The following is a 22,554-nucleotide window of genomic DNA, read 5'->3' on the forward strand; positions in this document are numbered from 1 at the left end:
TGAAAAGGAAAATGAAAGTAGAGGAAATTGAAATGTCTAAAATTGCAGTTGTATATTGGTCCGGAACGGGCAATACCCAGAAGATGGCAGAGGCAGTTGCCGAAGGTGTCAAGGCAGCAGGTTCAGAAGCAGATGTCATCTTCAGCGACAGCTTCTCTGCAAATGATGTCAGCAATTATGATGCCTTTGCCTTCGGATGCCCGGCAATGGGTTCTGAAAACCTGGAGGAAGGCAGCTTTGATCCGATGTTTGCCAGTGTAGAAGGAAGTCTCTCTGGCAAGAAGGTCGGTCTGTTTGGCTCCTATGGCTGGGGTGATCAGACCTGGATGCATGACTGGGAGTCACGTGTACAGGGAGATGGTGCCCAGCTTGTGGAAGCTGGCATTACATGCCTGAATGAGCCGGACGATACCGTACTTGAGGCATGCAAAGAACTTGGCGGAAAGCTGGCCGCATGATGTACCGTCTTGTACTTGTCAGACATGGTGAGAGTGAATGGAATAAGCTGAACCTGTTTACCGGATGGACAGATGTTGACCTGAGTGAAAACGGCCATAAAGAAGCCATCAAGGCAGGACAGCTGCTGAAAGATGCCGGCTATGACTTCGATCTTGCCTATACTTCTTATTTAAAAAGAGCAATTCATACACTCCACCACATTCTGGATGAAATGGATCTGGACTGGATCGAGGAACACAAGTCATGGCGGCTGAATGAGCGCCATTATGGTGCTCTGCAGGGGCTGAATAAAGCAGAAACTGCTGAAAAGTATGGTGAACAGCAGGTCAAGATCTGGCGGCGCTCCTTTGCCGTATGCCCGCCGGCTCTGGAAAAGGATGATCCCCGCAGTCCTGCACTGCAGAAGATGTATGCCGGCATTGATCCTTCACTGCTTCCCCAGACTGAGTCTCTGGCCATTACGATCCAGCGCGTTGTGCCGTACTTTGAATCTGAAATCAAACCGCAGATTCTGGCTGGCAGAAAGGTATTGATTGCAGCCCATGGCAATTCGCTGCGGGCATTGGTCAAATACTTCGATCAGATCTCAGACGATGATATTGCGGGTGTGAACATTCCAACCGGTGTTCCGCTTGTCTATGAATTTGATGATCAGTTCCATGTTCAAAAGCATTTCTATCTTGGCGATCAAAGCGAAGTCGAAGCCAAGATGAACGCAGTTGCCCAACAGGGCAAAGCAAAGTGATCTGAAAGTCTTCTCTGCAAAGAGAAGATTTTTTATGGAAGAAAATCAGACAGGAAATGTGGGATGGTTTTGGAAAATCTGCTTTCATTTACAGAAAATTCCCACTGCGGCGGGAATCAGAGTACAATAACGTGGCATGAAAGGTAATGTGAAGATGAATAAGGCAAAAAATGCGGATCGTGTCAAAAACAGTATCGTTCTGAGCGGCATGGTTGGGACACTTGGCTTGTTTATTGCCAAGATGCTTGGTCTGTTTTACTCGATTCCGCTGTCCAGTATATTAGGCTCTGATGCATATATGAGCTACTATGGCACCTCATTCAGAATATACAGCTATATTCTGAATGTCTTTACAGCCGGCTTTCCGTTTGCCATTGCCACCATGGTTGCCAAGTACTCGGTACGCCAGGATGCCAGAGCACTGCGCAAGATCAAGAAGGTAGAACTTGTTCTGCTTGGCATGACCGGTTTTCTGGGAATGCTGCTGCTGTTCGTGCTGTCATGGCCGCTCTCGCATATCATTGCCAGCGGCTCAGATGCTCCCATCATGGGCAGATGCCTGCGCATCCTGTCTCTGGCAATCTTCTTTGTCCCGATTCTATCCGGCTTCCGGGGCTTCTATCAGGGACGCAAGGAAATGAGCCAGTATGCGGTATCACAGGTCTTTGAACAGATCTTCCGGGTCGGCTTTCTGCTGACGGCAGCCTATATCATTGTCTATGTTCTGCATATGGACAGACGCTATGCATTGTATGTCGCTGTCATGTCCACCAGCATCGCTGCTGTGGCAGGCATTCTGCAGTTTGTCTACTTTGACCGGCATCACTTCCCGGCGATTGAAGAAGCTGCCCGCCGCCAGACCACGAAGACTGTCCGCAAGAAGAAGCTGTTCCAGGAACTCATTGCCCTGGCAATTCCGTATCTGCTGGTCGCAGTGCTTGGCTATTGCGATGATATCTTCAACTCTGTGCTTCTGCCGGTCGGCCTCAAGGTGCATGGCTATACATCCTCACAGCAGAGCATCATTCTTTCCGCCTTCAACTATGTCGGCACCAAGATGACGGCAATCCCAATGATTCTCTCCCCAGGATTTGCTGCTGCATTGATTCCGCATATCACGGCTGCCCGCACGCAGGGGAACAAGAAACTTGTTTCCCGCAATGTTGTAGACTGCCTGAATATCATTGTGTATCTTGGTATTCCGGTGTCATTCTGCATCTTTCTGTATGCCCGGGATGTCTTCCATATTCTGTTCTATACAAGTGATGAAGTCACGGCGGCCAACTGCCTGCGCTGGCTTGCTCTGGAAGGCTTTCTTGCCACAATCACACCAGTGATCACCAATATCCTGATGGCGCTTGGCATGAAGCATGAGGCCCTGAAAAACCTTGGTGTCAATCTGATCATCAAAGGTGCTTCCATGGTGCCGCTGATCTGGATGTTCGGCTATGCCGGCGCCGTTCTTTCAACGGTTCCTGGCAATCTGTATATTGTCTTTGCCAGCTTCAAAGCAATGCATCAGGAACATGAGATTTCGTTCCGCTCGGTTGGCTCGATTTTCATTAAGAGTATTGCCTGCATCGTGCTGATGTTTGCCGTCTCTACCGTTCTTGCCAAAGTGGGCATTACCGGTGCCTATGGACGCAAGGTCATCGCTCTGGGCAAGACATGCATCAATGTCCTGATTACACTGGGTGTCTACTTCGGTGTCAGTGCGGCATTGAAGATGCCGGAGCAGGTATTCCACCGCAGGCTGTCCGCCGTTGTCAAAGCACGTCTGCAGAAGAAGAACGCATAAGCAGGATGCATTGTCATCCTGTTTTTTTCGCATAGAAAAAAATCCCGGTTTTGCCCGGGATCTTTCTTGGATAAGGTACATCAACACATCTGCCAGTTACAGATTGATTTCGCATACAATATGTTAGGAGAACATATTTTGAATGGATTGATTGAATTTGAAGGATTGAGGTTGTATGCTCACCGTCAATGTAAGTTAGCAATAACTAACTTTCATTAATATACAGTATGATGACTTTGCTGTCAACATATATATCAAAAAAATCTGTAAAAAGCTGAAACAGTTCTATTTCACTGCTTTCAGGACATGGAAGTATAATAGGAATAACAAGAATGGTGGAGGAAAATCATGAGTGAATATCTGACAATTGATGTTGGCGGTACAGCCGTCAAGTATGCATTGATGAATGAGGAAGCTGAGATTGCAGAAAAGGGTGAAGTGGCTACACCGCATGACAGTCAGGAAGAGTTTATCAATCTTGTTGTTGGACTGTATCAGAAATACCAGGACAGAGTGGAAGGCATTGCCATGAGTGCACCGGGCAGAATTGATGCATCCCGCGGTTATTTCTATACAAGCGGTGCGCTGGGCTATCTTGATCATACGGATTTTGCGGCATTGCTTGCGGACAAGGTGAAAGTTCCGTTCAGGCTGGAAAATGATGCCAAGAGTGTAGCTCTTGCGGAACTTTGGAAAGGCAGTATGCAGGGTGTTGCCAACGGCACTGTGATTACCCTTGGTACGGGCATTGGCGGTGCCATCATCATCAACGGAAAACTGTACCGCGGCTCTACTTTTGCCGCAGGTGAATATTCGCCGATCTCAACACGGCTTGATCTGCCGTTTGATACAAAATATATGTGGGCAAACCAAAACAGCGTCGGATCACTGATCGGAAAGTATGCAGAGCTTTCCGGACAGGATGCATCCCAGCTCAATGGACGTATTCTTTTTGAAAGAGCCAATCATGGCGATCAGCAGGCACTGGATGCACTGCAGTGGTACTGCCAAGGTCTTGCTGCCGGGCTGCTGACGATTCAGACCATCCTGGATGTAGAAAGAGTTGCGATCGGCGGCGGTATTTCCAAACAGCCTTTGCTGCTGAAAACACTGCAGGATACAATCGAGAAGATGGCAGCACCTTATCTTGCCTTTATGCCATTCTCACTGCCGGAAATCGTTGCCTGCACCTTTGGCAATGATGCCAACATGATTGGTGCTCTCTATCATTTCCTCAACGAATAATTCCGCAGAAATGTGTGAATTGCAGTCAATGAATGATAGCGCTTTAAGATCTTCTTTCCGCTATGTTACAATGCGGTCAACTATGGGGGAAAATCTATGCACTATCATACAAAAGAACAGTTAATGCACACATATCATGCCATGGTTACAGAGAATGGTTCTGCCAATATTTCCGTCATTCAGCTGTGCACAAAATGTGGGATCCACAGACAGACGTTCTATCGCTGCTATGACGATATTCCTGATTTGATCGTAAAGTACTGCTGGCTGCAGATTGATCAGGGAGCAGAACATATCCAGAAAGATGCGCCGTGGCAGAAACTTCTGCTGTCAGCACTTGAGTACTGTCAGATGGACAGCAGCTTTCTGCTTGCCGTACTGCAGTCTCATGCAAAAGAGAGAATGGTCCAGTTTGGCGGCATGAAGATGCATCAGATTCTTGCGGAATGCATTGAAGCACTTGCGGCACAAACACATGTCAGTCCTCTGCAGAAGCAGTTTCTGTGCCATTATCACCGGCATGCACTGACCGGCATGATTCTGAACTGGTTTCATTCAGGAATGAAAGAAGATCCGGATGCACTGCTTGATATGATCACAGATATCGTCAAAGACAGCCTGCACAATGCCATCAACAATTTTGCGATCAGAAATGATCTGTATGGCATGCCGGATCCGGTCTTTTGATGGTTTGTGAAAGGAAAAATCAAAAGTAAAGCATTCGAGCGTTAAATTCTGTATACGTTTTCACCGTTTTGTCTTTCACTTTTTGGGCAAAATCATTGCATACTAGAGATAGCACCGGGATATGCATGAATGTATTCTGATGAAATTGATTGAAAAGAGGGATTGAGTATGGATTATGATATTGCACATGCGGCAGAACGCAAGGCATTTCAGGCAGCTCTGAACCTTGCCTTCAAGAAAATTGATAAGAATGATGAGACAGGCTACGTTGACATGGTCAATCTGGGCCAGAAGGTTCTGGGGGATACATGGCCGGATGAAGCATGGGATCATCTGCGTACAGCCTTTGGAAAAGATGGCAAGTACAATCATTTTCTCAACCGCATCCATCGTGATGTCGATGAAGAGTATCTGAAGAAGCTGCTGATGGCATTTGGCTTTGAAGCTGGTTTCACAGGTTTCAAGAGAACGCAGAAGGTAGGCAAGAAGGAAGGAATCCGCATTCCGTGGGTGATCCTGTTTGATCCGACCAGTGCCTGCAACCTGCACTGCACAGGATGCTGGGCAAGTGAGTACAGCCACCAGCTGAATCTGTCCTATGAAGATATGGACAGAATTGTTACCGAAGGCAAGCAGCTTGGTATTCATGGCTATGTCATGACCGGCGGCGAGCCGATGGTCCGCAAGAATGATATTCTGAAGCTTGCCAAGAAACATTATGACTGCGGCTTCATGATCTTCACAAATGGCACCCTGGTTGATCAGGCCTTCTGTGATGGCATGAGAGAAGCAGGCAACATTGTTCTTTCGATGAGTATCGAGGGCGATGAGAAGGCAACCGATGCCCGCCGCGGTCAGGGAACCTTCGCAAAGGTCATGGCTACCATGGATCTGCTGCATAAGAACCGTCTTGCCTATGGCACATCCATCTGCTACACAAGAGCAAACTGCGAAGCCGTTACTTCTGATGAATTCTATGACTTCCTGATTTCCAAGGGCGTACTGTTCAGCTGGTACTTCCACTTCATGCCGGTTGGCAATGATACAGATATGTCTCTGGTGCCGACTGTCGAGCAGAGAGAGTATATGTATCACCGCATCCGTGAGGTCAGAAACTATACAGGCGGCAAGGAAATCTTCTGCATGGACTTCCAGAACGATGGCCAGTTTGTCGGCGGCTGCATCGCCGGTGGCAAGTACTACTGCCATATCAATCCGAATGGTGATATGGAGCCTTGTGTCTTCATTCATTATTCCAATGCCAACATCCATGACAAGAGCCTGCTGGAGTGCCTGAAGCAGCCTCTGTTCAGAGATTATCAGGCCAACCAGCCGTTCAACCAGGATCATCTGAGACCGTGCCCGATGCTCGAGAATCCGCAGTTCATCAAGAAACTCGTGCATGAATCCGGCGCTCACAGCACCGATATGGTTGATCCGGAGGATGTTGATGAACTGTCTGCCAAGACAACTGAGTATGCCAAGGAGTGGGCTCCGGTAGCAGAAAAGCTCTGGGCTGAAGATCAGGCAAAGCGTGCAGAGCGCAAAGCTGCAAACAAGTAAACAATTTTTGCAGATCAGATGACTGTACCGACAGAGATGTCTGGAAACAGTCATCTTTTTTGTGTGGTATTATTGCAGCATGGCAAAAACAAAAGAAACCCTGCAGCTGGAAGATGCACTTCGCCAGCGCAGCCGGAAGAAACGAGAATACGGCTGTGAAGAAGTCACCATCGGCTTTACATACGAAAACAAAGGCAATGAAATCGTTGACTTCATGTCCATGGATGCGCACGAAGTCTTCCGCTGCTATGAAATCAAAATCTCTCTGTCAGATCTGAAAAGTAATAATGCTCTGTCATGGTATGGCGACTACAACTATCTTGTCATTTCAGAAGATCTCTGGATGCGTGACATTGATTTTGACAACTATATTCCACCGTATGCCGGTATTCTTGTTTCCCATGATCTGCAGACAATGCGCAATGCAAAGAAGAAGGCCGTTTCAGATACGGATAGAAAGATGCTCAAGGACAGTCTGCTGCGCAGCCTGTACTGGCGCATGGTGCAGTATCAGGATGCTGGCAGCGATGAAATTCTGAAACAGCTGCAGAAGGATCAGGACGCATTGAAAAATGAATATGAGCAGTACAGGAGGCAGGTCGACCGCACGATGTTTACGGAAGAAGACTATGTACGCTACTATGGCATGAATCATCAGTGCAGTCCGGATCTGGAACAGATGGCAAAAGGGGAGCGTGAACAGTACTTCCTGCGCAGGGAAGGAAAGATGGCATGGCAGAAGGAAGATGATCATTTGTGCTGTCCGGTCTGCGGTTATCGGACAAAGCTGAAAAGTGCTTTTTGTCCTGCCTGTGGTGTGGATCTCAGGCAGCTGATACGGAAATGAGGTACAATACACACCGTTGAAGAGGAATACGATTTATGGAAATGCAGATGGAACACATACAGGAGCTGCCGACACCGGAAGAATTGAAAAAACAGTTTCCGCTCAGCTCTGAAATCAAGGAAAGAAAAGCGGTGCGTGATCAGGAAATTGCGTGCATCATGACGGGTGAAAGTGATAAATTCCTGCTGTTGATCGGTCCATGCAGTGCTGACCGCGAAGATGCGGTGCTGGACTATATGACACGTCTTGCCAAAGTGCAGGAAAAGGTAAAGGATAAGATCCTGATTGTGCCGCGTGTTTATACAAACAAGCCGCGTACAAAGGGACTTGGCTACAAGGGAATGCTGCATCAGCCGGATCCACATAAAGGTGAGGATCTGCTGGCTGGCATCATTGCCATCCGTGAGCTGCATACCCGGGTTGCAAAGGAGACAGGTTTCTCCTGTGCCGAGGAAATGCTGTATCCGGAGAATCATGCCTATCTGGATGATCTGCTGTCCTATGTTGCGATTGGGGCAAGAAGCGTTGAGGATCAGCAGCACCGTATGGTGGCAAGCGGTATCGGTATTCCAGCTGGCATGAAGAATCCGACATCGGGTGATCTGAGTGTGATGATGAATGCCATCGTGGCAGCCCAGAATCCGCAGACCTTCATTTACCGCGGCTGGGAGGTGCAGACCCAGGGCAATATGCTTGCCCATGTCATTCTGCGCGGCTATCAGGACCGCTATGGCAATCTGCAGCCAAACTATCACTATGAGGATCTGATTCATGTCTACAACATGTACCAGTCACTCAAACTCAACAATCCGGCTGTGATTGTTGACTGCAACCATGCCAATTCCGGCAAGAACTATATGGAGCAGATCCGCATTGCCAAGGATGTTCTCCACAGCCGGCATTGCAATCCGGAAATTCACGGGCTGGTCAAGGGATTGATGATTGAAAGCTATCTGCTGGATGGCAATCAGCCATCCATCGGTGATGTATATGGACTTTCCATTACGGATGCATGCCTTGGCTGGGAAAAGAGTGAAAAGCTGATTCTGGATATTGCAGAAGAACTGGATTAATCAGAGATTTAACAGGCGAAAGCCTGTTTTTTCTTTTGTGAAATATCAAAAGTGCTTAACAGCAGCATCATTTTACACAAACTTTTCATTTGCCTTTCTGTGGACTTTACACAGCCTGTATATCCTTTAATACGTACCAAGGAGGAAAAGAAAGACAGGTATGAATAGAACAAAGGGTATCATTGCTGGTTTACTGACAGCTGCCATGCTGGCAGGATGTGGATCTTCCACAGCCGCAGCATCAACAAGCGCAGCGTCTACAGCTGCTGCTAAGGAAAGCACATCTGCTGCTGTTTCCGGAACAGTTACAGCGGCTGGTTCCAGTGCACTGCTGCCGCTGGCACAGGAGGCTGCTGCTGAGTTCATGAAGAACAATCCGGACTGCGTCGTTACTGTAAACGGCGGCGGTTCTGGTGAAGGCCTGAAGCAGGTTGCTGACGGCAGTGTCGATATCGGCAACTCAGATGTTGCAGCAGAAGAAAAGCTTGATGCAAGTGCTGCCAGTGGCCTGACGGATCATGAGGTTGCTCTTGTTGCCATGGCTCCGGTTGTTTCCAAGGATCTTGACATTGACAACCTGACAACGGATCAGCTGATTCAGGTGTTCACCGGCAAGGTAACCAACTGGAAGGATGTCGGCGGTCCGGATGAGGACATTGTCCTTGTCACAAGACCTTCTTCTTCCGGCACAAGAGCTACCTTCAAGAAGTATGCACTGAATGGTGAGGAAGAGGCATCAAACCAGGCTCTGGAAACAGATGACTCCGGCACACTGACACAGACAGTAGCTACTACAGAAGGCGCAATTGGTTATGTTGCTCTGTCTTATCTGACTGACAATACAGACCTGAAGGCAGTTTCCATTGATGGTGTTGAGCCGACTCTGGAGAACGTATACAGCGGTGATTATAAGGTTTGGTCTTACGAGCACATGTATACAAAGGGTGATGGCAGTGAAGCTGCACAGGCTTTCCTGAAGTACATGGTCAGCGATGAATTCGCATCCAACGTCGAAAAGATGGGATACGGTGTCGTTGCCAGCCTCACTGATGCAGCTGTTGCTACACACAAGAACTAAACAGGTGCTTAATGATGCCGGCCTTATGCCGGCATCTTCCATGAAGGAGTGATATGCAGCATGATTGATCAATATACTCTGAAAATGGTAAAGAAAGACCGCAGATGGAAAGGCATTTATACCTTCTGCGGTTTCTTTATCATCATTCTTACCGTTGCCATCGGTGTCTTCCTGATCCTCAAAGGAAGCGATACCTTTGTCAAAGCCCACCATTCTATCTTTGAATTTCTGTTCTCCTCCGACTGGAGTCCATCTGATTCCGTCGGTGATGATTCCGGCAGTGTAGGCTCACTTGTTTACATCTGCGGATCTTTGATGACATGCGGCCTGGCATTACTGTTCTGCATTCCGCTGGCTGTATGTTCCGCCGTCTTCCTGAGTGAAATTGCACCGAAGTTCGGCGAAAAGTTTTTCCGCCCGGCCATTGAAATCTATGTTGGCATTCCATCCGTCGTCTATGGCTGGATCGGCCTGACTGTACTGGTTCCGTTTATTGCCAAAGTGTTTCATGCAAAAATGGGCGGCTTCTCCGTGCTGGCTGCTGCCATCGTACTGACTGTGATGATCTTCCCGACCATCACAACCGTTGCGGCAGATGCCATCAAGAATGTCCCGCAGGGATACCGTGAAGCCGCATATGGCATGGGTTCCACCCGCTGGCAGGTAATCCGCCACGTCGTACTGCCGGCTGCTTTCCCTGGAATTGCGACCGGTGTCATTCTTGGCCTGGCCAGAGCAATCGGTGAAGCACTCGCGGTTGCCATGGTCATTGGCAAAACAAGAAGCTTCCCGAAGAATATTCTGTCACCGACCAACAACCTGACCGCAGCCATTGCAGCAGATATGGGCAATACTGCCAACGGCGGCCTTCATAACATGGCTCTTTGGTCCATGGCACTGCTGCTGTACCTGATTTCCATTCTGCTGATCTTCATCATCCATCGTATGTCCAGGAAAGGAAAGAACGCATGAATAAACAGAACGAATCGCTTTATAAACATGCACGTGCTGCTGATTGTGCCATGACCGGCGTCTTCGGTGCAGTCGGCATCTTCATGGTCACATTCCTGATCCTGCTGACAGGATATATCATCATCAATGGATTCCGTGGTTTCATGCCGGAAATGCTCTCCACCGGGCAGAATGGCATTCTCAACCAGCTGTTCAATACCATATATCTGGTTGTCCTTTCATTGCTGATCTCTGTGCCTGTTGGCATTGGTGCCGGTGTTTATCTGGCAGAATACTCGCGTCCAGGCAAACTGCTGGATTTCCTGGAAATCAGTATTGAGTCGCTGTCATCTCTGCCTTCCATTGTCATCGGCTTGTTTGGTTATCTGGTCTTCATCCTGATGACCGGTATGAAATGGAACCTGTTTGCCGGTGCACTGGCTGTGTCCATTCTGTCACTGCCATTGATCACCACGGAAACAAACAGTGCCATTCGTTCTCTGCCGCCGGAGTATAAAGAAGGCTCTCTGGCAACGGGAGCGACACTTGCGCAGACCATCCGCCACGTACTGATCCCGGCTGCGATGCCGCAGATCCTGACGGGTGTGATCATGGCAGCAGGACGCGGCTTTGGTGAAGCGGCTGCACTGCTGTACACCAGCGGTCAGTCCACCGTCATCAACTGGTCCAACTGGAATATTGCATCGCCAACCTGTCCGCTGAACCCGTTCCGTACAGGTGAAACGCTGTCATTACACATCTGGGTGCTGCGTACAGAAGGATCTCTGAATCCAAATTCTGAAGCCATTGCCGGTTTTGCATCAGCTGTGCTTGTGATTCTGACACTGTGTGTCTCTGTCATCACAAGAAGACTTTCCGACAGTATTCGGAACAAAAATCAGAAGGGAAAATAGTCTATGAGTAAGATCAGTGTTCAGAATATGAATCTCTGGTACAGTGACTTCCATGCGCTGCACAATATCAATATAGAGATTGAACCAAACGAAATCACCGCATTCATCGGTCCGTCCGGATGCGGCAAAAGTACGCTTCTGCGCTCGCTGAACCGCATGAATGACCTGGTCGAGGGGTGCCGCATTGAAGGAAAGGTTCTGCTGGACGGGGAAGACATCTATCATGGAAACCTCGATGTCAATGTGCTCCGCAAGCGGGTTGGCATGGTGTTCCAGAAGCCAAACCCATTCCCGATGAGTGTCTATGACAACATTGCCTATGGCCCGCGCATTCATGGTATCCGCAATAAGAAGATGCTGGATGAAATCGTTGAAAAGGCTCTGAAGGATGCGGCGATCTTTGATGAACTGAAGGACCGTCTCAAGAAGAGTGCCCTTGGTCTTTCCGGCGGCCAGCAGCAGCGTCTGTGCATTGCAAGAGCACTTGCATGTGATCCGGAAGTACTGCTGATGGATGAGCCAACCAGTGCTCTTGACCCGATCAGTACTTCCAAGATCGAGGATCTTGTGACAGACCTGAAGAAAAAATATACGGTTGTCATCGTTACTCACAATATGCAGCAGGCTGTGCGTATCTCCGATAAGACAGCATTCTTCCTGCTTGGTGATCTGATTGAGTATGGACCTACAGACAAGGTCTTCTCCACGCCGCAGGACAAGCGTACAGAGAATTACATTACAGGAAGGTTCGGTTGATAACTTATGAGAAATCGTTTTGATAATGAACTGCAGACGCTGGATGAGACAATGCGTGAAATGGGTGAGCTCTGTGAGAGTTCCATTTCACTCTGCATCGAAGCGCTGATGGATGGCAATCCCAAGAAAGCACAGGAAGTTGTAGCCAAGGCTGTGACCATTTCCCGTAAAGAGCGTGAGGTTGAGAATATGTGCCTGAAGCTGCTGATGGAACAGCAGCCGGTCGCGACTGACCTGCGTGTGATCTCCGCCGCACTGAAGATGGTTTCTGATCTGGAAAGAATCGGTGACCAGTCCAATGATATTGCTGAAATCGTGATCACAGAGAATCTGTCTGCTGCCAATGATATTCTGAATCTGCGCCGCATGGCAGATGTCGTCAATGATATGGTCACAAGTTCCATTGAAGCATTCGTGAATAGAGATGCCCAGCTTGCACGTCACGTCATTGCAAGGGATGATGAAGTCGATGAAGCTTTCAATGATGCCAAGCAGAAGCTGATCGAAGTCTTCGGCGGCAAGAACAACGTCAATATGGAATACGCTCTGAATCTGCTGATGATTGCCAAATACTTCGAGCGTATTGGTGATCATACCGTAAACATTGCCCAGTGGGTTCTGTTTGCCATCACCGGTGTGCGTGAAGGCAATACCAACTGAGAACACATGAGCTGCCTGCGGGCAGCTTTTTTCATTTTGTCATGTATCTTTGTTTCGTGTATAATCGGCTCCATTGATGGAGGCGTGCATATGGGAATTGTCGTATTCGGAGCTTCTTTGATGGATATCAAGGGATATCCATTTGGAAAGTATGTGGCAGATGGCCGCAATGCCGGCAAGGTTGTTGAGGTACAGGGCGGTGTCAGCCGTAATGTGGCTGAAGATATTGCTAATGTGGAACTGAAGCCAACTTATGTCTCAGTGCTGGATCATTCATCCGCTTCAGAAGAAATTATTGCGAAATTGAAACGCCATAAGGTCAATACAGACTATATTGTTCAGCGCGATGGGGGCCTGGGCAAATGGCTGGCAATCTTTAATGAAGAAGGAGATGTGGTTGGTTCCATCTCCCAGCGGCCGGATCTTTCTGCCATCAGCGAAACATTGAAACAACATGGCGATGAAATCTTCTCCAAATGTGACAGTGTGGTTGTTGAGATTGATATGGAAGCCGATCTGCTCAAAGCAATCTTTGCACTGGCAGATAAGTATAACAAGAAGGTTTATGCACTTGTCTCCAATATGTCCATTGCCATGGAACGCCGCGATCTGATGATGTGCACGGACTGTGTTGTTTGCAACCAGGAAGAGGCAGGACTTTTGTTTTCAGAAGATTATGCCGGCATGAAGCCAGAAGAGCTTGCACCAGTGATCTGCCGCAAGGTGCAGCAGGCAGGCTATAGACAGATGGTTGTCACCATGGGCGCACAGGGGGCAGTCTATGCATGCCATGGCAGGGAATATGGCATCGTACCTGCTCAGCGTACTGCTGTGGTGGATACAACCGGCTGCGGTGATGCGTTCTTTGCCGGTGTTACCATCGGCCTGACCTATGGTAAAACACTTTCCCAGGCATGCCGCATCGGAACAAGACTCGCATCAAGCGTCATCGCAACCACTGAAAACGTATGCCCGCGCTTCCAGCCATCCGAATTCAACCTGTTTCACTGCGCAGAATGAAACGTTTCCATTGCATTTTCCTTTGCAATTCTTATAATAGAAACCGGTAAATGGAAACTGGTTTCCTCAGGTGGCATATGAATGATTTTCTTACAAAGGAACAATGCAATATGAGTCATTATGCCCATGAAGTGCAGGCTGTCATGCATCACCGCTGGGCGATGACGGAAATCAATGGTCTGTATTATCACATTCAGATCAAGCCGGATACTGTTGTGATTCAGGATCCGAATAATAGAAAAAATGATCAGATCATGCCTACGGCAGAATTTGCAAGAATGCTTGATGCATTCCTTGCCAATGGGGCATTCTGATCTTTTTTAGTTTTGGAATGCTTTGTGTCATATAATAGAAGACGTTGAGGAAAGAGGAATAAGAAATGGCGGATGAAGAAAAAGTTTATCATGTCCTGGTCATTAATCCGGGATCTACTTCTACCAAGATTGCTTTGTTTGAAAATGAGAAATGCGTCCTTTCCAGAAGTGTATTTCATGACAGTTCTGAGCTGCTGAAATTTCCGACGATCAATGATCAGCTGAATTACCGCATGCATGTCATGCGCAAATTCCTGCAGGATTCTCATGTTGACCTGCATCATATTGATGCTGTGGTTGGCAGAGGCGGACCATGCTATGCATGTGCTTCCGGCTGCTATACCATTGATCAGAAGCTCGTGGATGATACACGTGCAGTCAAGGGACATTTCTATCACAGTTCCATGCTTGGCGTACAGATGGCGTATGAGTTTCAGAAGCTGTATGGCGGTATTGCCCTGATGGTGGATCCGCCTGTCGTGGATGAACTGTGTGATGAGGCCCGTATCACGGGTGTCAAAGGCATCTACAGAAGAGCGACTGCCCATGTGCTGAATGCCAAGGAAACAGCCCGCCGCTATGCTGCATCTATTGGCAAGAAGTATGAAGATCTCAATCTCATTGTTGCCCATATTGATGGCGGTATCTCCATTACCTGTCATAAGCATGGCCGCATGATTGACGGCAATGATGCCGGCGGCGGTGAAGGTCCGTTCACACCAACCAGAATGGGTTCCATGGCCGTGACGGATGTGCTGGATTACCTGTTTGACAAGGATAAATCTGAGGTCAGAAAGCTCTGCTCACAGGCAGGCGGACTGTCTTCCTGGTTTGGTACTTCCGATTCAGCAGATATCTTCTATAACAAGGTGCGCAAAGGCGACAAGATGGCAGCGCGCGTATGGACAGCCATGGAGTATCAGTGTGCCAAGTGGATCTGCATGATGGCAGCACCGCTGGAAGGCCACGTGGATGCCATTCTGCTGACAGGCGGCCTGCTGCGTATTCCTGGCGTCACGGATTATATGAAAGAACACTGTGAATGGATTGCGCCGATTCAGGCTTATCCAGGCGAGTTTGAACACGAGTCTATGGTTGCTTCAGCCCTTGCTGTGCTGCGCGGACAGCTGAAGCCGATGACCTATGCAGGCAAACCTGTATGGGATGGCTTCCATGACAATTGATCGATGATTCATAAAACGAGCATTCCTGCGTGGGATGCTTTTTTCTTTGCCGGCAGGGCTGTGATACCATAGTAAGGCATACAAAAAGCAAAGGAGAAGTGAATCTATGCCGGAAGTCAGTATCATTCTGCCGGTTTATCAGGCTGAAAAATATCTTGTGAGGTGCATTGATTCCGTACTGCACCAGGAATATCAGGATTTTGAACTCATCTGCGTGGATGATGGTTCCAGGGATCACAGCCCATCCATTCTGGACGATTATGCACAAAGAGACAAACGTGTTGTTGTGATCCACCAGGCCAATGCCGGTGTTTCCACGGCCCGCAACAACGGTCTTGCCAGGGCGAAGGGGACATATATTCAGTTTCTGGATGCGGATGACTGGATTGCGTCCAATGCGACAATGGAGCTGGTACGCTGTGCCAAACAAAGCAATGCGGATATGGTCGTGGCAGATTTCTACCGGGTTGTTGGCACCAAGGTGGCACGCAAAGGATCCATTATATCCGATGATGTGCTGACTCTGGAGGAATATGCCGACTGCATGAAGCTGTCTCCGGCTGACTTTTACTATGGTGTTCTCTGGAATAAGCTTTACCGCAATGACATGATTCAGAAGTACCATCTGCAGATGGATCCCAAGGTCAGCTATTGTGAAGATTTCATCTTCAATCTGGAATATCTGCTGCATTGCCATGCCATTGCACCTTTGCAGATCCCGGTGTATTACTATGTCAAAACCGAAGGATCACTGGTCACCCAGAGCCTTTCACCAAGCCGCATGCTGCAATCAAGATCACTGGTGTTTTCTTACTATGATGCCTTTTTCCGCCACGTTCTGAATGAAGAAGAATACCGCCGCTCGCGCCCAGAAATTGCCGGCTATCTTGTTTCCGCTGCCTCTGATGATCTGGTGATGCCGATGGCACCAGGCACCATGAAGCTTGGCAAAGAGACAGTGCAGGCCGTATGGCGCACCGATGGCAGCTTTCACTATGCAGTGCTGCTGTTCTATCTGCGCAAGGCCTATGAGACCCAGCTGAATACCGTGGCGATCAAGAACAATCTCGATCTTGAAGATGTCCTTGTCTTTGAAGCTGTGCGCAACTCCAATATGTTCTCCACCATGCGGGAAATCATGGATTTCACCGGTCTGTCCTATGCAGCCACAGCAGGCAGCGTGCAGAAGCTGGTATCCAGGCATCTGCTGCATGTGGAAATCATGAACAGCTTCCACATCAAGACAGGATCCCGCAGCCAGGATCTCAGTCATGATATTGATGTTGCACTGTCTGATCTGAATCAGGTTGAAGCAAAGGGACTGGATGACAGCCAGGCACAGCAGCTGATGCAGTTTCTGCGTGTGATTGTGCATAATCTGGAAAACTTTGTCAGCCATGTCTGAGGTGCATCACCTTAAGAATGATCTGGTCATTTTCTGTTGCTTTCCGCAAGAGCCCTGCTACAATACCAACCGTATGGAAGAAATGACAGAAAACAAGAATATCAGTGTCATGCTTTGTTCCGTAGGTGATGCGTATTACAGCGGACTTGGCATGAAGTCAAATCATAAAGAGGCAATGCGCTTTTACCGCAAAGCAGCTTCGCTGGGCAACAGCTATGCGATGTTCCGGATGGGAGAGTGCTATGAAAACGGAACCGGCACAGATAAAGATACCGAAGAGGCATTTCAGTATTACCAGAAATCGGCAGAAACAGGCTGCATTCCCGGTATGCTGAAAGTCGGCGATTATTACTGGAGCGGCATGGATGGCATTGTTGCCCAGAGCAAAGAAAAAGCGGCCCAGTGGTATCTGCAGGCTCTGAAAAAGAATGATGCCCAGGAAGAGAGGCAGGATGAGCCGTTTGTATATGTCAGAATAGCTGACTGCATGAAAGACGGTATCGGCATGGAGAAGAACCTGCAGGCTGCCCATGAGCTGTATCAGGCCGCTGTAGAGGATATGATGGACATCATGCCGTATGACCGCATGTTTGATTACAGCATGCTGGAACGGGCTGAAAAAGGGGAAGAAGAACTGCGCAGCAAGCTCCACCTGCCCAAGAGCGAACCAGTAGGTGAGCTGATTTCCTGAAATCTTCTCTTTCTTTTTCTAAAAACTATGGTATCATTAACAAGCGTCATTAATGAGACCACATGCAGGAATACCCAAGTGGTTGAAGGGGCAGGCTTGGAAAGCTTGTAGATCGGTAACACGGTGCCAGGGTTCAAATCCCTGTTCCTGCGCTTTATGTTAAAAAGCCCTATTTCAAGGGCTTTTTTCTTACCGTGGAACCATCGTGGAACCTTTTTTCTCTGAATTTATAATTTTCATCATCTCATTGTCGGTGCTCTCCAGAAGATGCGTATATGTCTTGAGCGTCTGCTCAATACTGGCGTGCCCTAGTCTTTTTGACACCGCAACTATATTCACACCATGATTGATCAGCCATGTGGCATGAGAGTGACGAAGATCATACATCCGGATCTTCTGCACACCGCTCTTCTCAATCCCTGCATTTCCCTGCATTAAAGATGCGTGATATCTGGGTAGGCGATAGCGATGTTTCTCCTCCAAATAAATATCCTGTCTTATACTCTGCTTTTAACAGCTCCAATTCTTTATTCAGCGCATCATCTATCTGTATCTTTCTGGAGGCCTTCATTTTGGTCGGTTTAAACCGTTTACAGCGTCTCTTTGGCTGGCAATTTATCCATCCGTCCTTGAGATCGCTGCACTGCAAGGCGATAGCCTCACCACGGCGCATTCCAGTCCAGTACAGCGCATCAAAGTAAGCATGATACAGAGGATTATCTACACATTTCAGGAACATGTTGAATTCCTCAGGAGTCCACACCTGCATTTCCTGCATCACTTCTCTGTCTGTCTTCTTCAGATTATTCACGTGCGGGCAGGGTTTGGGTAGCCATACACATCTGTGGCGTACTGGAACACAGCACGAACATATGTTAGTGTGACGTTCTTTGTCTTTGTGGCGAAGTCAGACTTAGACAGCTAATTCCGCTACAGGATCAGATCAGATCTGGTGATGCTGCGGATCTGCTTATCCTTCAGATCGGCAAAGCGCAGCTTGAAGTGCTCATTGTGCTACCGAATGGAAGCAGGGGAACTCTGCATGGAGATCTCCACTCATGCGCCATCTGGAGAAATGTTTTGCTTGTCGGTATCTCATCAGTGGTGGAAACAGAGGCTTCATACTGCTTTGCTTCGCGTTTAGTAGAAAAACCATGTTTCTTATGCGTGCGCCATTTTCCGGTGAGTGGGTCTTTGACCTTGATCTGCACAAACCATGTGCCTCTGCTTTCATCTTTGCCGATCATAGCAATCCACCATTCTTTTGCATTCCAATTTCTTGGGCTGAATCTTCATGACACTGCCTTAATCCGGTACATTTTGCAGTATGTGTTTCTACAGATTCCTTTTTATTCCTTAGGAAACATTAGGAATAATTTATTCACAATGTTGACGCAGGATCCGAAATCAAATATATTAGAAAAGCAGATAGCCCGAGACGGGTAGGGTAAAGCTCCTGGATTCCAGGGGCTTTATTCGTATTTGAGAATTCGCTTAATGACGTTTCGATATCTTCGACGGTCGCTCCTGCTTCGGAACATCTTGTCTTTGATGCTGTAATACATACAAAGGACCTCCAAACTATTACCGTGGCATACATAGTTTCTAATTTGAATGATGATAGGTAAAACAGAATCAAATGTCTCAAGATCGTAGTACCCAATGCTACAACGCTGATTAACAAGACTATTAAATATTTTCAACTGAAGATCATTATCGATGCATCGAAATACAGTAACAAGTTCAGATAAAGTTAAACGATCAAAGAAAATATATGGGCTGTTATACTTCGCCAACTCATTACTGAATTTTTGAATTGAATTAGCCATGTGATCTTTAGCCGTCTGTTTGTATGGCAACTGATGAAGGCTTGAAAGAAGAGTGTTTATAAATGAACTGAATTTATTAAAATCTGAAATATCATAAAAGTGAATTACTTCATAAGAAAGTATCGCGTTGAAGGACTCCTCAAACATAAGCAAAGACTTATAAAGCAAAGGGTATTTTTCTCTTTCCTGCTTGAACTGCTGGAAATACTCATTGAAATCAACATCTCTTTCATATACATGTTTCCCATTCTCTTTTATTGGTACACCCGTTTCATCTGTTTTTGCGAAAAGATGCTTGAATGGCGTTATTACGTTTATGTAATTGAATCTATATATATTTTCTTTTGCCAGTAACACACTCATTTCATTGTAAACAACCCGCTTCGTGTCATGCAGATATTGGATCTGCTCATCAATGGATAGCGGCTTTTTAAATGTGATTACTTTCTTTCCTTCTTCCATACTAGACTCCTTCCATGGCGGCAATGCCTTAAGTGCAGGAACGTACTCTATCATGCTTTTCTCTTTCATTTGCGCTAAACTTCTTCATCAAAATTGAGTAGAAAATCGTCATGGTTCTTTTGTCCATGTCAATACGTTTCCCGTGGTTCCTTATGTGGTTCTTTAACTATCTCGGCGGTCGGACACAACGAAGGCAAGCTTGCCCAGACACTTGAAGCTTTCAACAGGAACGATGATAGGAGTGTAGGCGGGATTCTCAGGGAGCAGGATGATCTGGGTGCCTGATATGCTCAGGCGCTTGCATGTGGCGGTGTTATCGTCTATGCAAAAGCAACCGATCATGCCATTGACAGGCTCCGACTGCTTCTCGAAGATGATGAGATCTCCACCGTGGATGTTGGCACCAATCATGGAGTCACCGTGTGCATACTGGGCAAAGTACTCTTTAGAAGGCGAGAACATCTCAACTGGCAGAACAACATAGTCTATGATCTGATCATCGACAAAGCCACCAGTCCCACAGCTGATCATGTCGTACAACGGGATGCGGAGAACTGGTGGAGAAATCAAAGCTGATTCCTTTTCTACTAAAACAGACTTTGATACTCCAAAATAATTAGCCATCATTTCAATCTTATCAATCCTCGGATATTTCTTTGCATTGACCCAATCCGAAACAGTTGTGTATGGAACGTTAATGGCCGCACTCAAATCACTGCGCGTTTTATGATGCTCTTTAAGCAACCTTTTAATGTTCTTGGACATTACTTCTTTATTTCCTAAATCTGACATTTCTATTGCCCTCACTTGCAACTTCAGAATATGCCAAATGCGTAATGTTTTCAACAAAAAGCAAAAAAATATGCTTTTTGCGTTGACGATACGCTTTAAGCATTGTACTTAATGGTGCAAGGAAAGGAGGGAAATGACGAATGATCGAATTGTACAATCGGAGTAGTTGCCACTTTTGTGGGTGCGCTAATTGGTGTGTCAAATTCAAACTACGTTAAATCAGAAAAAGTAGAAAGCGATGATGCAAAGCCGTGATGGATCCCAATACCACCAAAACTGTCAACGGCTTCTTTAACTTGGCAGTGCGCATCATCTTGTACAGCTGCAGCATTGCTGTAGCAATCGCCGGAATCTGGGCACTTGCCCGCAAGATCAGATCAAGTGGCTGGAAGGCCGCTACTGATCAGCGCCTTGATGCACTTGAAACTTACAGCCAGAAGGACTATGAGCGCCTGAAGAGACTGGAAGTGGAAAGTATTGCCAAGCGAGAGGAGTTTGAGGACATCCATGAGATCATGCGGTTGAACCTTAACGCATCGCAGCAGCTCCTCAAGTCAAACTTGGAGGGCGGCAACAACAAGGCTGGCATACAGAAGGCAAGCGATGAAATTCAAGAGTACTTAAGATCGAAAGTATAAGAATAGCAGGGGCAGAAATGCTCCGGTTTTTATGGTTCTTTCGATGCAAGCCTGCACCCACAAAAAAGCATCCGCTTGGGATGCTCATGCACGGCCGCAGTACTTGCCATCAGCAGTGGAAACTTCCACAGTATCACCAGTGTTGATGAACAGCGGAACTTTGATCACCAGACCTGTTTCCAGAGTGGCATTCTTCTGGGCAGCTGTTGCTGTATTGCCTTTGACAGCAGCTTCGGCTTCGGCAACTTTCAGGTTGACCTTGTCAGGCAGCTCAATGCCAAGGATCTCACCATTGTAGAATTCAACCTTGACCATCATGCTCTCTGTCAGGAACTGCTTCTCCCATGTCAGACGGTCGCTTGGGATCTCAATCTGCTCGTATGTTTCTGTATCCATGAAGCACAGTGTTTCACCGGCATCATACAGATACTGCATCTCACGCTTGTCGATATTAGCTTCTTCGACACGGTCGGAACCAAGCAGTCCAAGCTCCTTGACAACACCTGTCTTTGGACTTCTGACCTTGATGGCAACCTTCATTTTTGCCATGGCTGTTTTATTACGGTCAACCGTAATTGCCTGGTAAAGTTCTCCATCCCAGACAAAACACTGACCTGGTTTGATTTCTGTTGACTGAATCATGATTTCACGCTCCTTTGATATCGTTCATATTTTCTTCAAATCCGGCAATATTGTCAATCCTTACTCAACATTGGGAAACGAACTGTTGACGATTCGTTTCCGCTCAGAGAATATTCTGCTAAAATACAGGTAAAAGACAGAGAGAAGAACTGATATGGACACAAAGGAGAAGCTTGCGGAAGCCCTCCGTGCAAAAATGAAGGAGAAGCCGCTTTCCAGAATTACAATTTCTGATCTGACCACTGCTGTTGGCATCAACCGGCAGACATTTTATTACCACTATCATGATATCTATGAACTCATTGAAGATATTTACTACCGGGAAACCATGCGGGCAATCGGAAATGATAATACGATTGAAACATGGCAGACAGGCCTGGCAAAATTGTTCCATGCCGTACAGAACCAGAAAGATTTTGTCGAGCAGACATTCCGCTCGATCTCGCGGGAACACATTGAGGATTTCCTGTACAGCATCATGGAAAATCTGATTATCAATGCAATCAATGCCACTTCAGCCGGGCTGCTGCTGAAAGAAGAGGACAAGAAGCTTGTTGCAGACTTCTATAAACATGCATTGATCGGGATGCTTCTGTCATGGGTGAAGGATGGCATGCGGCGCAATCCGGATGAAATTGTTGCAAAAATTGAAATACTGGCAAGGGATGGCTTCACACCAGCGATCTCGACATTTGTTAAAAACAGACAGCAGTGCTGAGAACAGCACTGCTTTTGTCATTCTGGCATAATTGACTAAATCTGTTTCAATGTAAGCACTTTCAAAGGCGACTGGAACTTCTT

At 47.2% G+C, this 22,554-nt stretch carries 26 protein-coding genes and 1 tRNA gene; 21 read left to right on the forward strand and 6 right to left on the reverse strand.

Features of this window, described 5'->3' with window-relative positions; translation table 11 throughout:
* The first annotated feature begins 32 nt into the window (after window positions 1-32).
* The 19 genes from MOZ60_RS00790 (at window position 33) to MOZ60_RS00880 (ending at window position 17,542) form a co-directional block, all read left to right on the forward strand.
* Window positions 33-458: a flavodoxin gene (locus MOZ60_RS00790; RefSeq protein ID WP_370595305.1), complete on the forward strand. Its 426-nt coding sequence runs from the start codon at window positions 33-35 to the stop codon at window positions 456-458.
* A complete protein-coding gene (gene gpmA / locus MOZ60_RS00795) occupies window positions 458-1,204 on the forward strand; it encodes a 2,3-diphosphoglycerate-dependent phosphoglycerate mutase (protein ID WP_277007817.1) in 747 nt (248 codons plus the stop codon). The genes MOZ60_RS00790 and gpmA overlap by 1 nt, the downstream gene beginning before the upstream one ends.
* Window positions 1,205-1,358: 154 nt before the next feature.
* The gene (locus MOZ60_RS00800; protein ID WP_370595306.1) at window positions 1,359-3,002 is read left to right on the forward strand and encodes an oligosaccharide flippase family protein; all 1,644 of its coding nucleotides are present in this window, start codon (window positions 1,359-1,361) and stop codon (window positions 3,000-3,002) included.
* Between the two features lie 348 nt (window positions 3,003-3,350).
* Window positions 3,351-4,247, forward strand: coding sequence for an ROK family protein (locus MOZ60_RS00805; protein WP_370595307.1), 897 nt, complete (start codon window positions 3,351-3,353; stop codon window positions 4,245-4,247).
* 96 nt (window positions 4,248-4,343) lie between these two features.
* A complete protein-coding gene (locus tag MOZ60_RS00810; protein WP_277008734.1) occupies window positions 4,344-4,934 on the forward strand; it encodes a TetR-like C-terminal domain-containing protein in 591 nt (196 codons plus the stop codon).
* A 168-nt stretch (window positions 4,935-5,102) separates the two neighbouring features.
* Window positions 5,103-6,497: a radical SAM/SPASM domain-containing protein gene (locus MOZ60_RS00815; protein WP_108773924.1), complete on the forward strand. Its 1,395-nt coding sequence runs from the start codon at window positions 5,103-5,105 to the stop codon at window positions 6,495-6,497.
* A gap of 79 nt (window positions 6,498-6,576) precedes the next feature.
* Window positions 6,577-7,344: a zinc ribbon domain-containing protein gene (locus MOZ60_RS00820; RefSeq protein ID WP_277654845.1), complete on the forward strand. Its 768-nt coding sequence runs from the start codon at window positions 6,577-6,579 to the stop codon at window positions 7,342-7,344.
* A 35-nt stretch (window positions 7,345-7,379) separates the two neighbouring features.
* Window positions 7,380-8,417 (forward strand): 3-deoxy-7-phosphoheptulonate synthase, encoded by a 1,038-nt coding sequence (locus MOZ60_RS00825; RefSeq protein WP_370595308.1) that lies wholly within the window; start codon window positions 7,380-7,382, stop codon window positions 8,415-8,417.
* Between the two features lie 160 nt (window positions 8,418-8,577).
* On the forward strand, window positions 8,578-9,495 hold the full coding sequence (locus tag MOZ60_RS00830) for a phosphate ABC transporter substrate-binding protein (protein WP_370595309.1): 918 nt from the start codon (window positions 8,578-8,580) through the stop codon (window positions 9,493-9,495).
* A 60-nt stretch (window positions 9,496-9,555) separates the two neighbouring features.
* Entirely contained in the window at window positions 9,556-10,467 is a 912-nt protein-coding gene (gene pstC / locus MOZ60_RS00835; protein WP_370595310.1) for a phosphate ABC transporter permease subunit PstC, read from the forward strand.
* A complete protein-coding gene (gene pstA, locus MOZ60_RS00840; RefSeq protein ID WP_370595311.1) occupies window positions 10,464-11,360 on the forward strand; it encodes a phosphate ABC transporter permease PstA in 897 nt (298 codons plus the stop codon). Before pstC ends, pstA begins: the two co-directional genes overlap by 4 nt.
* 3 nt (window positions 11,361-11,363) lie before the next feature.
* The gene (pstB, locus tag MOZ60_RS00845; protein ID WP_277008723.1) at window positions 11,364-12,116 is read left to right on the forward strand and encodes a phosphate ABC transporter ATP-binding protein PstB; all 753 of its coding nucleotides are present in this window, start codon (window positions 11,364-11,366) and stop codon (window positions 12,114-12,116) included.
* A 6-nt stretch (window positions 12,117-12,122) separates the two neighbouring features.
* Complete coding sequence (gene phoU / locus MOZ60_RS00850) at window positions 12,123-12,776, forward strand: phosphate signaling complex protein PhoU (protein ID WP_370595312.1); 654 nt, start codon at window positions 12,123-12,125, stop codon at window positions 12,774-12,776.
* 90 nt (window positions 12,777-12,866) lie between these two features.
* Window positions 12,867-13,796: a PfkB family carbohydrate kinase gene (locus MOZ60_RS00855; RefSeq protein WP_370595313.1), complete on the forward strand. Its 930-nt coding sequence runs from the start codon at window positions 12,867-12,869 to the stop codon at window positions 13,794-13,796.
* A 77-nt stretch (window positions 13,797-13,873) separates the two neighbouring features.
* On the forward strand, window positions 13,874-14,110 hold the full coding sequence (locus tag MOZ60_RS00860) for a hypothetical protein (RefSeq protein ID WP_370595314.1): 237 nt from the start codon (window positions 13,874-13,876) through the stop codon (window positions 14,108-14,110).
* 65 nt (window positions 14,111-14,175) lie between these two features.
* The gene (gene buk, locus MOZ60_RS00865) at window positions 14,176-15,294 is read left to right on the forward strand and encodes a butyrate kinase (protein WP_370595315.1); all 1,119 of its coding nucleotides are present in this window, start codon (window positions 14,176-14,178) and stop codon (window positions 15,292-15,294) included.
* A 106-nt stretch (window positions 15,295-15,400) separates the two neighbouring features.
* The gene (locus MOZ60_RS00870; RefSeq protein ID WP_370595316.1) at window positions 15,401-16,699 is read left to right on the forward strand and encodes a glycosyltransferase family 2 protein; all 1,299 of its coding nucleotides are present in this window, start codon (window positions 15,401-15,403) and stop codon (window positions 16,697-16,699) included.
* Between the two features lie 82 nt (window positions 16,700-16,781).
* A complete protein-coding gene (locus MOZ60_RS00875; RefSeq protein ID WP_370595317.1) occupies window positions 16,782-17,390 on the forward strand; it encodes a tetratricopeptide repeat protein in 609 nt (202 codons plus the stop codon).
* Between the two features lie 64 nt (window positions 17,391-17,454).
* Window positions 17,455-17,542 (forward strand) — tRNA-Ser (locus tag MOZ60_RS00880).
* 37 nt (window positions 17,543-17,579) lie between these two features.
* Here the strand turns inward: MOZ60_RS00880 and MOZ60_RS11540 are convergent.
* The 5 genes from MOZ60_RS11540 to MOZ60_RS00900 form a co-directional block, all read right to left on the reverse strand.
* Window positions 17,580-17,825: a tyrosine-type recombinase/integrase gene (locus tag MOZ60_RS11540; RefSeq protein ID WP_371832614.1), complete on the reverse strand. Its 246-nt coding sequence runs from the start codon at window positions 17,823-17,825 to the stop codon at window positions 17,580-17,582.
* On the reverse strand, window positions 17,803-18,168 hold the full coding sequence (locus tag MOZ60_RS00885; RefSeq protein WP_370595318.1) for a site-specific integrase: 366 nt from the start codon (window positions 18,166-18,168) through the stop codon (window positions 17,803-17,805). The genes MOZ60_RS11540 and MOZ60_RS00885 overlap by 23 nt, the downstream gene beginning before the upstream one ends.
* 199 nt (window positions 18,169-18,367) lie before the next feature.
* Complete coding sequence (locus MOZ60_RS00890; protein WP_370595319.1) at window positions 18,368-18,637, reverse strand: Arm DNA-binding domain-containing protein; 270 nt, start codon at window positions 18,635-18,637, stop codon at window positions 18,368-18,370.
* 225 nt (window positions 18,638-18,862) lie between these two features.
* Window positions 18,863-19,750, reverse strand: coding sequence for an Abi family protein (locus MOZ60_RS00895; protein WP_370595320.1), 888 nt, complete (start codon window positions 19,748-19,750; stop codon window positions 18,863-18,865).
* Window positions 19,751-19,843: 93 nt separating this feature from the next.
* On the reverse strand, window positions 19,844-20,473 hold the full coding sequence (locus tag MOZ60_RS00900; RefSeq protein ID WP_370595321.1) for a LexA family protein: 630 nt from the start codon (window positions 20,471-20,473) through the stop codon (window positions 19,844-19,846).
* A 254-nt stretch (window positions 20,474-20,727) separates the two neighbouring features.
* On the opposite strand from MOZ60_RS00900, the gene MOZ60_RS00905 reads away from it, so the two are divergent.
* A complete protein-coding gene (locus MOZ60_RS00905) occupies window positions 20,728-21,111 on the forward strand; it encodes a hypothetical protein (RefSeq protein ID WP_370595322.1) in 384 nt (127 codons plus the stop codon).
* Window positions 21,112-21,195: 84 nt separating this feature from the next.
* On the opposite strand, the gene efp is transcribed toward MOZ60_RS00905, so the two are convergent.
* Window positions 21,196-21,753 carry an elongation factor P gene (gene efp / locus MOZ60_RS00910; RefSeq protein ID WP_108773912.1) on the reverse strand — a complete coding sequence of 186 codons (558 nt, stop codon included), beginning with the start codon at window positions 21,751-21,753 and terminating at the stop codon, window positions 21,196-21,198.
* Window positions 21,754-21,907: 154 nt separating this feature from the next.
* Between efp and MOZ60_RS00915 the strand changes: the two genes are divergently transcribed.
* On the forward strand, window positions 21,908-22,471 hold the full coding sequence (locus MOZ60_RS00915; RefSeq protein WP_108773911.1) for a TetR-like C-terminal domain-containing protein: 564 nt from the start codon (window positions 21,908-21,910) through the stop codon (window positions 22,469-22,471).
* Window positions 22,472-22,554: the final 83 nt, after the last annotated feature.

This window comes from Grylomicrobium aquisgranense (assembly GCF_033971865.1).
GTDB lineage: Bacteria > Bacillota_I > Bacilli_A > Erysipelotrichales > Erysipelotrichaceae > Bulleidia > Bulleidia massiliensis.